12 protein-coding genes are annotated in these 14,217 nt (G+C 74.3%); 3 read left to right on the top strand and 9 right to left on the bottom strand.

The window, feature by feature from the left end:
- Positions 1 to 4 precede the first annotated feature (4 nt).
- The 8 genes from CRP39_RS14185 to CRP39_RS14150 all read right to left on the bottom strand — a co-directional run bounded on the left by CRP39_RS14185 (position 5) and on the right by CRP39_RS14150 (position 9,208).
- Positions 5 to 970 (bottom strand): 4-(cytidine 5'-diphospho)-2-C-methyl-D-erythritol kinase, encoded by a 966-nt coding sequence (locus CRP39_RS14185; protein WP_097206991.1) that lies wholly within the window; start codon positions 968 to 970, stop codon positions 5 to 7.
- Entirely contained in the window at positions 967 to 1,893 is a 927-nt protein-coding gene (rsmA, locus tag CRP39_RS14180; RefSeq protein WP_245853858.1) for a 16S rRNA (adenine(1518)-N(6)/adenine(1519)-N(6))-dimethyltransferase RsmA, read from the bottom strand. The genes CRP39_RS14185 and rsmA overlap by 4 nt, the downstream gene beginning before the upstream one ends.
- Positions 1,850 to 2,959, bottom strand: a complete 1,110-nt coding sequence (locus CRP39_RS28060; RefSeq protein ID WP_097206990.1) for a resuscitation-promoting factor — start codon at positions 2,957 to 2,959, stop codon at positions 1,850 to 1,852. Before CRP39_RS28060 ends, rsmA begins: the two co-directional genes overlap by 44 nt.
- A 357-nt stretch (positions 2,960 to 3,316) precedes the next feature.
- A complete protein-coding gene (locus CRP39_RS14170; protein WP_097206989.1) occupies positions 3,317 to 4,156 on the bottom strand; it encodes a hypothetical protein in 840 nt (279 codons plus the stop codon).
- Positions 4,157 to 4,207: 51 nt separating this feature from the next.
- The gene (locus CRP39_RS14165) at positions 4,208 to 5,095 is read right to left on the bottom strand and encodes a TatD family hydrolase (protein WP_097206988.1); all 888 of its coding nucleotides are present in this window, start codon (positions 5,093 to 5,095) and stop codon (positions 4,208 to 4,210) included.
- 37 nt (positions 5,096 to 5,132) lie between these two features.
- Entirely contained in the window at positions 5,133 to 6,926 is a 1,794-nt protein-coding gene (metG, locus tag CRP39_RS14160) for a methionine--tRNA ligase (RefSeq protein ID WP_097206987.1), read from the bottom strand.
- A 32-nt stretch (positions 6,927 to 6,958) separates the two neighbouring features.
- The gene (locus CRP39_RS14155) at positions 6,959 to 7,603 is read right to left on the bottom strand and encodes a hypothetical protein (protein WP_097206986.1); all 645 of its coding nucleotides are present in this window, start codon (positions 7,601 to 7,603) and stop codon (positions 6,959 to 6,961) included.
- A gap of 102 nt (positions 7,604 to 7,705) precedes the next feature.
- Positions 7,706 to 9,208: an amino acid permease gene (locus CRP39_RS14150; protein WP_097206985.1), complete on the bottom strand. Its 1,503-nt coding sequence runs from the start codon at positions 9,206 to 9,208 to the stop codon at positions 7,706 to 7,708.
- 122 nt (positions 9,209 to 9,330) lie between these two features.
- On the opposite strand from CRP39_RS14150, the gene corA reads away from it, so the two are divergent.
- Positions 9,331 to 10,437 (top strand): magnesium/cobalt transporter CorA, encoded by a 1,107-nt coding sequence (gene corA / locus CRP39_RS14145; protein ID WP_097206984.1) that lies wholly within the window; start codon positions 9,331 to 9,333, stop codon positions 10,435 to 10,437.
- 132 nt (positions 10,438 to 10,569) lie between these two features.
- Here corA and rsmI read toward each other — a convergent pair whose 3' ends face one another.
- Positions 10,570 to 11,409, bottom strand: coding sequence for a 16S rRNA (cytidine(1402)-2'-O)-methyltransferase (rsmI, locus tag CRP39_RS14140; protein ID WP_097206983.1), 840 nt, complete (start codon positions 11,407 to 11,409; stop codon positions 10,570 to 10,572).
- Between the two features lie 105 nt (positions 11,410 to 11,514).
- Here rsmI and CRP39_RS14135 point away from each other — a divergent pair, with 105 nt between their 5' ends.
- Together CRP39_RS14135 and CRP39_RS14130 are read left to right on the top strand one after the other, a co-directional pair.
- A complete protein-coding gene (locus CRP39_RS14135; RefSeq protein ID WP_097206982.1) occupies positions 11,515 to 13,038 on the top strand; it encodes a dolichyl-phosphate-mannose--protein mannosyltransferase in 1,524 nt (507 codons plus the stop codon).
- A 259-nt stretch (positions 13,039 to 13,297) separates the two neighbouring features.
- Entirely contained in the window at positions 13,298 to 14,092 is a 795-nt protein-coding gene (locus CRP39_RS14130; RefSeq protein WP_097206981.1) for an enoyl-CoA hydratase/isomerase family protein, read from the top strand.
- Positions 14,093 to 14,217 lie beyond the last annotated feature (125 nt).

The following is a 14,217-nucleotide window of genomic DNA, read 5'->3' as shown; positions in this document are numbered from 1 at the left end:
CTGCTCAGCCGACGAGGCGCGCCCCGGGCACCGGCCCGTGCACCGCCCGGACGGTGCGGTAGACGCCCATCCCCGCCAGCTCGGCGGCGAGCCGGACGGCGCCGTCCTCGTCGTCGGCGAGCGCAGCCACCGTCGGCCCCGAGCCGCTGACGATCGCGGCCGGGGCGCCGGCGTCCGTGGCCGCCCGCAGCGCCCGGCGCAGGGCCGGGCGCAACGACACCGCCGGGGGCTGCAGGTCGTTGGCGAGCGCCGCTGCGAGCGCCGACACCGGCCCGCTGCGCAGCGCCGCGATCACCGGCTCCGGGGAGGCGAGGACGCCGCCGTCGGGCACCCGGCCGTCGTCGCGCAGCCGGTCGAGCTCGGCGTACACGGACGGCGTGGACAACCCCTCGCCGGCGATGCCGAGCACCCAGTCCCAGCGGCGTCGGGCCAGGACCGGGGAGAGCTGCTCCCCACGACCGGAGCCGAGCGCGATCCCGCCGTGGAGGCTGAACGGGACGTCGCTGCCCAGCTGCGCGGCGAGGGCGGCGAGCTCGCCCCGGGTGGCGTGGGTGCCCCACAGGGCGTCCAGGGCGACCAGGGCGGCGGCGGCATCGGCGCTGCCGCCGGCCAGCCCGGCCGCGGCCGGGATCGACTTGTCGATCGTGATCGTGGCGTCGAGGGCCACGCCGGCGCGCTGGGCGAGCAGCTCGGCGGCCCGCCAGACGAGATTGCGGTGATCCGTGGGGACGGCGTCCGGGCCGGTGCCCGTGGTCCCCTCCCCCGTCACGCTGAGCGCGAGCCCGTTCCCGGGACGGACGGTGACCGTGTCGAACAGCGACACGGCGAGGTAGACCGTGCGCAGCTCGTGGAAGCCGTCGGGACGCAGCGGCCCCACCGCCAGGTGCACGTTGATCTTCGCCGGGGCGCGGGCGACGACCGCGCCGTCGCCGGCGATCCGTCCGGGTCCGCCGGAGGACGACCAGCTCATGGGCCGGGCTCCACCGGAGCGGTGGCGGCCAGCCGGGCGAAGTCGGTGACCGAGAGCTGCTCGCCGCGGGTGGTCGGGTCGATGCCGGCGGCCCGCAGCCGGGTCTCAGCGGCGGCCGGGCTGCCCGCCCACCGGGCCAGCGCGGCGCGCAGCCCCTTGCGCCGCGTGGCGAAGGCCGCGTCGACGACGGCGAAGGTCGCGGCGCGGTCGCCCGGCGGGGGCGGCCGGCGCACGAGGGCGACCAGGCCGGAGTCGACGTTGGGCTCGGGCCAGAACACCCGGCGGCCGACGTTGCCGGCGCGGCGGACCTCGCCGTACCAGGCGGCCTTGACCGACGGCACGCCGTAGGCCGGGGCGCCCGGCGCGGCCGCGAGCCGCTCGGCGACCTCGGCCTGCACGAGCACGAGCCCGCGGCGCAGCGTCGGGAGCAGCTCCAGCAGGTGCAGCAGGACGGGCACCGCCACGTTGTACGGCAGATTGGCGACCAGCGCCGTGGGAGGCGGCCCCGGCAGCTCACGCACCCGCAGGGCGTCGGCCTCGACGACGGTCAGCCGGTCGGCCAGCGCGGGGGCCCGCTCGGCCACGGTGCGCGGCAGCAGCGCGGCCAGCCGGGGGTCGATCTCGACCGCGGTGACCCGGGCCGCTGCCGGCAGCAGGCCGAGGGTCAGCGAGCCCAGACCGGGGCCGACCTCGAGGACGACGTCCTCGGGGGTCAGCTCGGCGGTGCGCACGATCCGCCGGATGGTGTTGGCGTCGTGCAGGAAGTTCTGCCCGAGGGACTTGGTCGGACGCAGCTCGAGCTGCTGGGCCAGGTCGCGGATGGCGGCCGGGCCCAGCAGCCCGTCGGTCTGCTCCGGAGGGGTGCTCAGGGAGACCCGATCAGCTGAACAGCCGCGACCCGCAGTGCGGCCACTGGCCGGCACCGGAGCGCTGGTAGAGCAGCTGGGCGCGGTAGGTCTGCTCGTCGGCCGAGGCCGCCGACGGGAGGCCGGTGCCGCCCACGGCGTTCCACGTGGCCTGCGAGAACTGGTAGAGGCCGTGGTACTTGCCCGTGCCGCTCACCGCGTTGGGGCGCCCACCGGACTCGCACTGCGCCAGCGCCGCCCAGTTGAGGCCGTCGGCCGAGGGCGAGTTGCCGCTGGAGGCGGCCGGCACCGGGCGCTGCTTGGTGCCGACGGAGACGTGCTCGTCGACCGGCTGGCGGGTGACCGTGGTGCCCAGCTGCTCCCGGGCGGTCTCGACGCCGTCGGACACGGTGATCCGGAAGGTGGTGGCCTGCTCGCCGTCCACGCCTTCCTGGGTCACGGTCTTCTCACCGGTGAACGCGTCGGCGTCCGGGGTCTCGACGCTGTCGTGCGGGATCGGCGTGGTCTCGACGACCTCGGTGACCTGCACGCGGGTGACCTGCACGCGCATCCGGTCCAGCAGGGCCTGCTCGGCGTAGACGCTGAGGCGGTCGGTCGGGCTCAGCGTGATGCCCTGCTCGGCCAGCAGGTCGCCGGCGGTGGCGGCCGTCGTGGTGACCACGCGCTGGGTGCCGTCGACGAGCAGGGTGATGTCCTTCGGCGTGCTGATCGACAGCGCCATGCCGTCGAGCGGCAGGCGCTCGCTGCGGCTGGCGGAGAGCACGAGGTCGTCGGCGCGGTAGCCGAGCTGCGCGAGCGCCTCCTCGACCGACAGCGCGGTCACGTAGACCTCGCTCGGCACGCCGTCGACGGTCAGCTGCAGCGGGCGGGCCCGGTTGACGACGACGGCGTCGCCGTCCTCGACGCCGGCCTCGGCGCCGGGCAGGACCACGTCGTGCGACCGGGTCCGCAGACCCTCCTCCTCGAGCACCTCGCCGACGGTGTCGGCGTAGGTACGCACCTCACGCGCCTGCCCGTCGACGGTCAGCGTCAGGGACTTCTGAGCGGCGAAGTAGGCCAGGGTGCCGCCCACGAGTCCGAGCAGGACGAGGGCGTGGAGGGCGAGCTTCAGCGATCGGGGCACGACTCTTCCAGGGGTCACTGAACCCGGGCAGAGGAGGCCGCGCGGAACCCACCGGCTGGTGGGCACCGAGCGCGTTCCGGCTCGGACGGCAGTCGACCGGGAGCTCGACGCTCCCGGTCGCGATGCCGCCCGGGTCGGTCCCCACCCCGGCTGGTCACGACACGATAACGAACAGAGCACCTCTGGCAACGGTGCGTCAGCAGTGAACCAGGAGGTCGACGTAGCGACATGTGGGCGCGCCGACACGATGAGTGGTTGTCGGGCGGTTCGTCACGCCTGCGGCGCCTGCGCAGCGTGAGGCCGATGGGGTGACCAACCCCACAGTGTGGGCGCCGTCCCAGTGGGCAGCGCCCGCCGTCAACCCGCCAGCGCGCGGTCGGTCGAACGCACCGGCCGCAGCCAGGTGAGCAGGAAGACGCCGACCGCGAGGCCGGCGGCCAGGCCGGCGAAGCCACCGGCGACCAGCGCCACGGGTACGAGGTCCACGCCTTCGGTGACCCGGTCGCCCAGGTCGATGCCGGCGGCCAGCAGCAGGGCGCCGAGCGGCAGCAGCGCCAGCACGCTCGTGGCGGCGGTGACCAGGTGCGCCGTCCACGTGCGCAGCGCCTCGTCGACGGGCACGTCGGCCCCCTCGGCCGGCAGCGGGCGCGTCACCGTGCGCACCAGCGCCACCTCGGCGAGCAGCCAGGTCAGCAGCGGGACGACGAGGGCCACCCACCCCACCGACGTCGGCAGGTTGTCCTCGCGCCACATGAGGACGGCGACGAGCACCTCGGCCGCGACCATCGCCCGCATCGCCCACACCAGCACCAGTGACACCTGCTCGGCGAACCTCGGCCGGCGGGGCGGGCTGCTCAGCTTCCAGCGGGGCCGCGGGCGGGTCGCCTCGGCGAGCACGACGCCGACGAGCAGGCCCACGGCGAGGGCCGGCGCCCACAGGAAGACCGAGGCCTCCGCGAACAGCACGATGCTGACCACGATGCCGACCAGCCCGAGGAGCCAGCCCAGCGCGCGGACCCGGCGACCGTGCTGCGCCTGGCGTTGCAGCGTCGCGGTGCCCTCCGGCGTGAGGGTGGCGAACTCGACGGCGGCGGCCGCCACCGCCCGGCGTCCGGCGGCCAGGGCCCACGCGCGGGCGAGCAGCACGCCGGGGACCAGCACGGCGATGAAGAGAACGACGGCGATGAGGCGGCCCACGCCCCTAGTGTCCACTCTTCCGCCGGGAGGGGGAGGGCCGTCCTCCCGGCGTCACCGCTTCCCGGCGGCCGGCTCCTCCCAGGATCCGAACACCCGCTCGGCGTTCGTCGTCAGGGCCGCGCAGAGCTGGTCGAGCTCCACCCCGGTGACCTCGGCCAGCGCCCGCACGGTCAGGGGCACCAGCCGGGAGCCGTTGGGGCGGCCGCGGTGGGGCATCGGCGTGAGGAACGGCGAGTCGGTCTCCACCAGCAGCTGGTCCAGCGGCGTCAGCGCCGCCGCCTCCCGCAGGTAGCCGGCGTTGCCGAACGTCAGGGTGCCGGCGAAGGAGAGCACGTAGCCGCGCTCGACGCAGGCCGTCGCGAACGCGGCGTCGCCGGAGAAACAGTGGAAGACGGTGTGCTCGGGGGCACCCTCGTCCTCCAGCACGCGCAGGATCTCCTGGTGGGCGTCGCGGTCGTGGATGACCAGCGCGACGTCCCGCTCCTTGGCGATGCGGATGTGCGCCCGGAACGAGGCCTCCTGCGCCGCCCAGCCCTCGGGGCCGGTGCGGAAGCGGTCCAGGCCGGTCTCCCCCACCGCGCGCACCCGCGGCAGGGCCGCGAGCCGGTCGATCTCGGCCAGCGCGGCCTCGTCGACCGCGCCGGCGCCGGCCTCGTTCGGGTGGACGGCGACGGTGGCCAGCACGTTCGGGTGCCGGGCGGCGAGCGCGGCCGACCACCGCGAGGAGCCGACGTCGACCCCCACCTGCACCAGCCGCGGGACCCCCACGGCCGCGGCGGCGGCGATCTCGGCGTCCACCGCGGCCTCGTCGGGCAGCCGGTCGCTGTCGAGGGCGATGTCGAGGTGGGTGTGGCTGTCGATCGCCGGCGCCGGGAGCGGCTCCGGGGACGGCGGCGGCTCGCCCCGCCGGTTGGCGCGGGACGCGGCCGACCGACTCACGCGCCGATCCTTGCGGCAGAAATGGCCATTTCTGCCCTCACTCGCCCTCCTCGAGCCGCCGCAGCTCGTCGGCGACGATCGACTCGTCGAGCTTCTTGAACACCGGGGTGGGCGGCGCCAGCGGCGTCCCCGCCTGCAGCGGCCGGGATGCCCACACGGCCTGCGCGGCGTCGTAGTCCCCGGTGATGACCGGGTAGGGCGAACCGTCGTCGAGGTCGGTCACCTCGTCGACGCGCGGCGCCGGCGACCACACACCGGCGCCCCCGAGCAGCTCGTGGACCTTCTGCGCGGAGTGCGGGAGGAACGGGGTGAGCAGCGCGTTGCAGTCGCTGACCGCCTGCAGCGCGGTGTGCAGGACGGTGTCCCGGCGGGCCGGGTCCTCCTTGAGCTTCCACGGCGCCTGGTCGGACAGGTACTTGTTGGCCTCACTGACCACCCGCATCGCCTCGGCTGCGGCGGCCTTCTGCCGGTTGCGGGCCAGGAGGTCCCCGATCGGCCCGAACGCCGCCCTCGTCGTCTCGAGGAGGGCCTGGTCGGCGTCGGTCAGCTCCCCCGGCGTGGGCACGGCGCCGACGTTCTTCGCCGCCATCGACACCGAGCGGTTGACCAGGTTGCCCCAGCCCGCGACCAGCTCGTCGTTGTTGCGGCGGCGGAACTCCGCCCAGGTGAAGTCGGTGTCCTGGGTCTCCGGACCGGCCGCGGCGATGAAGTAGCGCAGCGCGTCGGCGTCATAGCGGGCGAGGAAGTCGCGCACGTAGATGACGACCTGGCGGGAGGAGGAGAACTTGCGGCCCTCCATCGTCAGGAACTCGCTGGAGACGACCTCGGTGGGCAGGTTGAGCCGGCCCAGCGACCCCGCGGTGCCGCCCTTGTCGCCCTCACCGTTGTAGCCGAGGAGCTGGGCGGGCCAGATCTCGGAGTGGAAGACGATGTTGTCCTTGCCCATGAAGTAGTAGGCGTCGGAGTCCGGCGTCTGCCACCACTGCCGCCACGCCTCGGGGTCGCCGGCGCGACGGGCCCACTCGATCGACGCCGACAGGTAGCCGACGACGGCGTCGAACCACACGTAGATGCGCTTGTCGGGCCGGTCGCGCCAGCCGTCGAGCGGCACCGGCACACCCCAGTCGATGTCACGGGTGTAGCTGCGCGGCTTGAGGTCCTCGAGCAGGTTGACGCTGAAGTTGAGGACGTTGGAGCGCCAGTTCTTGCGCGTGGCCAGCCAGTCGCCCAGCGCCCGGGTGAACGCCGGCAGGTCGAGGAAGTAGTGCTCCTCGTCGACGAACTTCGGCGTCTCGCCGTTGATCCGGCTGACCGGGTTGATGAGGTCCACCGGGTCGAGCTGGTTGCCGCAGTTGTCGCACTGGTCGCCGCGGGCGCCGTCGTAGCCGCAGATCGGGCAGGTGCCCTCGATGTAGCGGTCCGGCAGGGTGCGGCCGGTGGAGGGGCTGATCGCGCCGAGCGTCGTCTTCGGGAAGACGTAGCCGTTCTTCAGCAGCCCCAGGAAGATCTCTTGGCTGATCTGCGCGTGGTTGACCGTCGTTGTCCGGGTGAACAGGTCGTAGCTCAGCCCGAGGGACTGCAGGTCGCCGACGATGATGCGGTTGTTGCGGTCGGCGATCTCCCGCGGCGTGATCCCCTCCGCGTCGGCGGCGACGGTGATCGGCGTCCCGTGCTCGTCGGTCCCGCTGACCATCAGCACCCTGTCACCCACCATGCGGTGGTAGCGGCTGAAGACGTCGGAGGGGACGCCGAAGCCGGAGACGTGGCCGATGTGCCGCGGGCCGTTGGCGTAGGGCCAGGCCACGGCGGTCAGGATGTGCCGATCACTCACGCCGACGAGAGTACGGAGGGTCGTCCACCCGTTCAGGGCTGGCTGGTGCCCGCGGTCGCCGGGGCGTCGGCCGGGGCGTCGGCCGGGTCGCCCGGCACGGGCGTCGTGAGGGTCACCGTGAGCAGCGCCAGGCCGATGGCGCCCAGCGTGGCCGCCCGGAGCAGGGGGCGGACGGGGCCCGGGTCCGGCCGGGTGACGCGGGCGCGCGGACCGGCCGCAGACCAGGCCAGCGCGGTGGGCGCGCCGGCGAGCAGCAGCTTCCCGACGGGCAGCCCGAGGGCCAGCAGCGCAAGGGCAGGCAGGGGCAGCGACGCGGTCAGCGGGTCGAGCAGCGGCGTGCCCAGCGACAGTCCCAGCACGGCCATGACCAGCGCGATCTCGGCGGTGGCGACCCCGGTGTACATGCGCCGCCCGGACCCGTCGGTGAGCAGCGCGCCACCACCGGCGCACAGCACCACCCACGTCGCCAGGCCGAGCAGCACGGCGACGACCACGGCCCCGGACGGCCGCGAGCCGGCGAGCAGGAGCCCGTCGAGGCCGGTGAGCGCGCCGGCCACGAGCGCCACCGCCTCGAGGCCCGCCAGCGCGGCGGCGGCCAGCACCGCGGCCGGGGGCCGCGGGCGTCCGGGGACGGACGACGCGGGGCTGGTGCTCGGGTCGGAGACGGTGCTCGCCACGGGGCTGCTCTCCCTGGCCGGGGACGACGGTCACCGGTCGGGTCGGCGGGCGCGGGCGGGAGCTGTACGGCCGCGGGGGGCTGCCTCACCCCTCCGAGGGGATCAGCGGCGGGCGATGTTCTCGGCCGCCGTCATCCGCTCTCCGGTGGCCATCCGGCTGCGCCTGCGGCCGTACGCGAAGTACATGCCGATGCCGAGCAGCATCCACACCAGGAAACGCAGCCAGGTGTCGGTGGGCAGGTTGGTCATGAGCCACAGGGAGGCGAGCGCCGAGACGATCGGCAGGACGGGCACCCATGGCACCCGGAAGGAACGGTGCAGGTCCGGGCGGGTTCGCCGCAGCACCCAGACGCCGATCGACACGAGGAAGAAGGCGAACAGCGTGCCGATGTTCACCAGCTCGGCGAGTGCGGTGAGCGGGACGAAGCCGGCGAGCACTGCCACCACGATCCCGGTGGCGATGGTGATGCGGTAAGGAGTGCCGTACCGGGGGTGGACCCTCGCCAGGCCGGGCGGGAGCAGGTGGTCCCGGCTCATCGCGAACAGCACCCGCGACTGACCAAGCATCAAGATCATCACCACCGAGGTGAGTCCGGCCAGCGCGCCCAGCGAGATGATGCTGGAGAAGACCGGCATCCCGTTCGCGGAGAACGCGCCCGCGAGCGGTGCGGTGGCACTCAGCTCCGTGTAGTTCTGCATCCCCACGACCACCAGCGAGACGGCGACGTAGAGCAGGGTGCAGATCGCCAGCGAGCCGAGGATCCCGCGCGGCATGTCCCGCTTGGGATCGCGGGTCTCCTCTGCCGCGGTCGCCACGATGTCGAAACCGATGAACGCGAAGAACACGATCGCTGCACCGGCGAGCACGCCGCCCCACCCGAACGTGCCGGGGCTGAACCCGGTGAGCAGCGAGATGAGCGGCGTGTGCAGCCAACCCTCCTCCCCTGCGGCCGCGGGCTCGGCCGGCGGGACGAACGGCGAGTAGTTGTCGGCCGTCACGTAGAAGAGCCCGACCCCGATGACCAGCAGGACGACGGCCAGCTTGATCGCCACGATGATGGTGGTGACGCGTGAGGAGAGCTTGATCCCGAGGATCAGCACACCGGTCATCACCAGCGTGATCACGATCGCCGGGATGTTGATGGTGGCCGTCTCGCCCGCGATCGACGACGGCAGCGGTGCGCCGATGTCGGCGAGCAGCTGGTTGAGGTACCCCGACCAGCCGACCGCCACCGTCGCCGCGCCGAGCGCCAGTTCGAGGACGAGGTCCCAACCGATGATCCAGGCGACGAACTCACCGAAGGTGGCGTACGAGAACGTGTAGGCCGAACCGGCGACCGGGACGGTCGAGGCGAACTCGGCGTAGCAGATCGCGGCCAGCCCGCAGACCACGCCGGCGATGACGAAGCTGACCGACACGGCGGGGCCGGCCTGGTCGCGCGCCACCAGGCCGGTGAGCACGAAGATGCCGGTGCCGATGATGACGCCGACGCCGAAGACGGTGAGGTCCAGGCCCGAGAGGTTCTTCTTGAGCCGGTGTTCCGGTTCGTCGGTGTCGCGGATGGAGTCCTCGACCGACTTCACCCGGCGCGTGTTCACGGCCACGGCGTCCCCTCTCGGCGGCCGGCGCCTCCGCCGGCACTGCTCGACCCGGGCAGCGTCGCACGGGCGGGAGGAACCCGCATGCCTACGCTGGCAGCCCCCGACGGACCGGCTGAGGAGCACGCATGACCGGCACCGAGACCCCGCGCGACACGCCCGCGGGTCCACCGGGCGAATCGCCGGCGCTGCGACCACGGCCGGCGGGGCGGCCGCGCACCACGCCGTCCCGACCCGACGGGGCCGGTCCGGTCGTGGACTGCGGCGTGTACGTCGCCGGACGCCGTCAGGAGCCGGTCGACCCGCACGACGCGCTGACGCAGGCCGTCGAGCAGGGCGGCTTCGTCTGGCTGGGCATCTACGCCCCCACCGAGGAGGAGCTGGGGGCGATCGCGGAGCACTACGGGCTGCACCCGCTGGCCGTCGAGGACGCCGTCTACGCCCACCAGCGACCCAAGCTCGAGGGCTACGACGACGACCTGTTCATGGTGCTCAAGACCGCGACCTACGTGGAGCACGACCGGCTGACCGCCACGAGCGAGGTCGTCGAGACCGGCGAGGTCATGGTGTTCCTCGGCGCCCACTACGTGATCACCGTGCGGCACGGCGAGCACGGTGGCCTGGCCGACCTGCGGCAGAGCCTGGAGGAGCAGCCGGACCTGCTGTGTCTCGGCCCCTCGGCGGTGCTCTACGCGGTGGCCGACCACGTCGTCGACGCCTTCGTCGACGTCGCCAGCGCCGTGGAGGACGACGTCGACGAGCTGGAGGCGTCGGTGTTCAGCGACCGGCGCACCGACGACATCGGCCGGCTCTACCAGCTCAAGCGGGAGCTGATGTCGCTGCGCCGGGCGGTCTCCCCGCTCGAGGTGCCGCTGCAGCGGCTGGCCGAGCGCCGCACCCCCGCCGTCCCGGAGGCCATGCGCTCCTACTTCCGGGACGTCCAGGACCACGCCATCCGCGTGCGCGACCAGGTCGCCGGCCTCGACGAGCTGCTGACGTCGATCCTGCAGGCCTCGCTGGCGCGGACGTCCCAGGCCGACAACGAGGACATGCGGAAGATCTCGGCGTGGGCGGGCATCATCGCCGTCCCCACGGCGATCGCCGGGATCTACGGGATGAACTTCGAGTTCATGCCCGAGCTGCGCTGGCGCTACGGCTACCCGCTGGTGCTGCTCGTCATCGTGACCGCCTGCGTCCTGCTCTACCGCGGTTTCAAGCGCAACGGCTGGCTCTGACCTCCCGCGGACCCGCCGCCCCAGCGTCGCGAGGACCTGGCCCGCGACACAGCGCTGGCCGCACGGGGCTGGGTGGTCCTGCGGTCCACCTGTGGCGGTGTCCCTCGCGACCCGGGGCTCGACCGGCGGCGGTCAGGGGGACTTCGCGGCGACCACGGCGTCGTAGACGCTGCGGCGGGGCAGCCCGGTCCGGACGACGACGGCGCGGATGGCGTCCTTGCGGGTGGCGCCCGCCGCCTCCTCCGCCGCGACCTCCGCCGCCAGCTCGGCCGGCGTGAGCGACACCGGCGCGGCCGGCGCCCCGCCCACCACCAGCGTGATCTCCCCGCGGACGCCGTCGGCGGCCCAGGCGGCCAGCTCCGCGAGCGTCCCCCGGCGGACCTCCTCGTGGGTCTTGGTCAGCTCCCGGCAGACGGCGGCGGCCCGGTCGGCCCCGAACGCGCCCGCGGCGTCGGTGAGCGCGTCGGCCAGCCGGTGCGGGGACTCGAAGAAGACCATCGTGCGGCGCTCGTCGGCCAGCCCGGCCAACCGGGACCGGCGCTCCCCGCCCTTGCGCGGCAGGAACCCCTCGAAGCAGAACCGGTCGACCGGCAGGCCCGACACCGCCAGCGCCGTCGTCACCGCCGAGGGCCCGGGCACCGAGGTGACCGCCACGCCGGCGTCGATCGCCGCCCGCACCAGCGTGTAGCCGGGGTCGGAGACCGACGGCATGCCGGCGTCGGTGAGCAGCAGCACGGTGCGCCCCTCGGCCAGCGTGGCCAGCAGGCCGGGCAGCCGCGCGCGCTCCACCGACTCGTGGAAGGTCACCACCCGCCCGGTGAGCGTCACCCCGAGGTCGGCGGCCAGCCGGTGCAGCCGGCGGGTGTCCTCGACGGCGAGCACGTCGGCGGACGCCATGACCTCCCGGAGGCGCGGGCCGACGTCGCCGGGCTGCCCGAGGGGGGCTCCGCCGAGCACCAGACGTCCACTCACGGCGACGAGCCTGTCACGCCGGTTGCCGTGGGCCCGCCTGCAGGGGCCCGGCGTGAGCTCGCGAGTGCCGGGGGGCAGGTGGGTCCTTTCTCTACCCTGGCCCCCATGGCGGTGCTGGCTCCCGAGCGCACGGACCGGGGGCCCGACGTCCCCCGGCCGACGGCCGTGCGCCGCTGGCCGCTGCCCCGCCCCAGGCGCGACCGGACGCCGCCGCTGCCGGCCGACCGGTGGCTGTCCTGGGCGCTGGCGGCGGTGCTCGGGATCGCCACGCTGGCCAGCCGGCTGTGGGACATCAGCTACCCGTCGGACCTGCTGTTCGACGAGGCGTACTACCCGCCCGAGGCCCGGGAGCTGCTCGAGTGGGGCCACGAGTACAACCGCGGCTACACGTTCATCGTGCACCCACCGCTGGGCAAGTGGCTGATCGCCGGCGGCATCCACCTGTTCGGCTACGACTCCTTCGGCTGGCGGCTGCCCTCGGCGATCGCGGGCACGGTCTCGGTCGTCGTGCTCGCCCGGCTCGGCCGGCGGCTCACCGGGTCCACGCTGCTCGGCCTGGTCGCCGGGCTGCTGCTGGCCCTGGACGGCTTCGCGTTCACCCTGTCCCGCATCGGCCTGCTCGACGTCTTCCTGCAGGTCTTCGTCCTCTCCGCCGTCGCCTGCCTGGTCGTCGACCGCGACCGGGTGCGGGCTCGCGTCCGCGACGCCGGGCGGACGGCGGCCGGCTTCGCGCTCGGCCCGCGCGGCTGGCGGCTGGCGGCGGGGTTCCTCTTCGGCTGCGCGTGCGCGGTGAAGTGGAGCGGGGTGTACTTCCTCGCCCTGTTCGCCGTCCTGTCGGTGTTCTGGGACCGCGCGGCCTGGCGGGAGGCAGGGGTGCGTCGCCCCACGCTGGTGACCGCCCGCCGCGGGCTGCCCGGGGCGCTGTGGGCGCTGGCGGCGGTCCCGGTGCTCACCTACCTGGCCAGCTTCACCGGCTGGTTCATCGGCGAGACGTCGCAGGGCCGGCACTGGGCACAGCAGCACCCGGAGACGGCGTTCCCCTGGATCCCCGACGCACTGCGCTCGCTGTGGCACCAGCACGCGGAGTGGCTGCGGTTCCACAGCGGCCTGTCGACGCCGCACCCGTGGGAGTCCGGGCCGTGGTCGTGGCTGGTCGACGGCCGGCCGATCCTGCTGTGGAACCCGCAAGGGCTCACCGACTCCGCCGGTGAGCAGGTCGTGCGCTACATCCTCATGCTCGGGACGCCGACGCTGTGGCTGGCCTTCGCGCCGGCGCTGGTCTGGCTGGCCTGGCGGCTGGTCGCCCGCCGCGACCCGGCCGCCCTCCTGGCGGCGACCGCGATCGCCGCCGGGTGGGGCACCTGGTTCCTCAACCCCGAGCGCACGATGTTCATCTTCTACATGGCGCCGGTGGTGCCGTTCTTCGTCCTGGCCGTCGTCCTCGTGCTGCAGGACGCCCTCGGGGGGCCTGCCGCCGAGCCCTGGCGCCGCCGGCTCGGGCTGGGCGTGGTGGCGACGTACGTGGGGCTCGTGGCGGCGACGTTCGTCTTCTTCCTCCCCGTGCTGTCCGGGCAGCCGCTGACGCACGCGGAGTGGCTGGATCGGATGTGGTTCCCCTCGTGGTTCTGACGCCGGGTGGCAGAAACCCCGTCGGTTGGGTATCACAACTGGATGCCGTGAGTGCCCACCCGGCCGGCGCCGCACCGGCCCTCTGCGCCGCGCTCGCCCTGTTCGCGGCGATCGACAGCGAGCTGCAGGCCGCCCGTCCCCGCGCCTGACCACCGGATCCTCCGTACGGTGACGGGCCAGGACAACGGCCAGCACGACGGACCGGCACGACGACCAGCACGACGGCCAGCACGACGGACCGGCACGGAGGAGAACGGCGATGACCAGCGCAGGAGAGCGACCCCGGGTGCTCACCGCGGCCGACGGCGACGTCTGGCGCATCACCCTCGACCGCCCGGAGACCGGCAACGCCATCGACCCGGCGATGGCCGCGGAGCTGGCGGCGGCGCTGCGGGCCCGGCCCGACGACGCCCGGACGGTGCTGCTCCTCGGCAACGGCGAGCGGTTCTGCGTGGGCGGGGACGTCCGCGCGTTCGCCGCGGTCGACGACCCCGGCAGCTACGTCGGGCAGCTCGCGCACGACTGGCACCAGGTCGTCCGGGCGCTGCTGTACTGCCCGGTCCCGGTCGTGGCCGGGGTCCAGGGCGCGGTCGCCGGCGCCGGCATCGGGCTGATCGGCGCCTGCGACATCGTCGTCTGCGCCCGCTCGACGCGGATCCGCCCGGCGTACGGGGCGATCGGCTACTCCCCCGACGGCGGCAGCTCGTGGGCGCTCACCCGTGCGCTGGGTGCCCCGCGGGCCCTGGAGCTGATGCTCACCAACGGCGCGCTCACCGCGGCGGAGGCGCACATGTTCGGCCTCGTGGCCCGCCTCGTCGAGGACGAGGAGGTGCACGCGTCGGCGATCGCCCTGGCGCAGTCGGTGGCGGCCGGCCCCGTGCGGGCGATGGTGCGCGCCCGGGCGCTGGTCCGGCAGGCCGCCGTCCGCACCCTCGAGCAGCAGCTGGACGACGAGGCGCGGCTGATCGCCGAGTCCGCCGGTGACCCGGAGGGCCGCGAGGGCGTGCGGGCGTTCGTCGAGAAGCGCCAGCCGGACTTCCGCGGGGCCGTCTGACCTCCCCGGTCGGACCTCGGACCTGCGGGAGGACGGGTTCCGGTGGAGCAGGGCGGGTAGCACCACCACGGCGTCCCGGAACGGGACGCGGCGTCACCGAGCGCGGCGCCCCGCAGGTCCGGCGT

This window comes from Geodermatophilus sabuli (assembly GCF_900215145.1).
GTDB lineage: Bacteria > Actinomycetota > Actinomycetes > Mycobacteriales > Geodermatophilaceae > Geodermatophilus > Geodermatophilus sabuli.
Note: the sequence above shows the minus strand (reverse complement) of the source record. Positions and strands in the feature narration are given on the sequence as shown.

Coding starts and splice junctions, on each gene's coding strand:
- CRP39_RS14135 (WP_097206982.1), top strand. CDS start 11,515: ATGGCGGTGCTGGCTCCCGAGCGCACGGACCGGGGGCCCGACGTCCCC.
- CRP39_RS14185 (WP_097206991.1), bottom strand. CDS start 970: ATGAGCTGGTCGTCCTCCGGCGGACCCGGACGGATCGCCGGCGACGGC.
- CRP39_RS14130 (WP_097206981.1), top strand. CDS start 13,298: ATGACCAGCGCAGGAGAGCGACCCCGGGTGCTCACCGCGGCCGACGGC.
- corA (WP_097206984.1), top strand. CDS start 9,331: ATGACCGGCACCGAGACCCCGCGCGACACGCCCGCGGGTCCACCGGGC.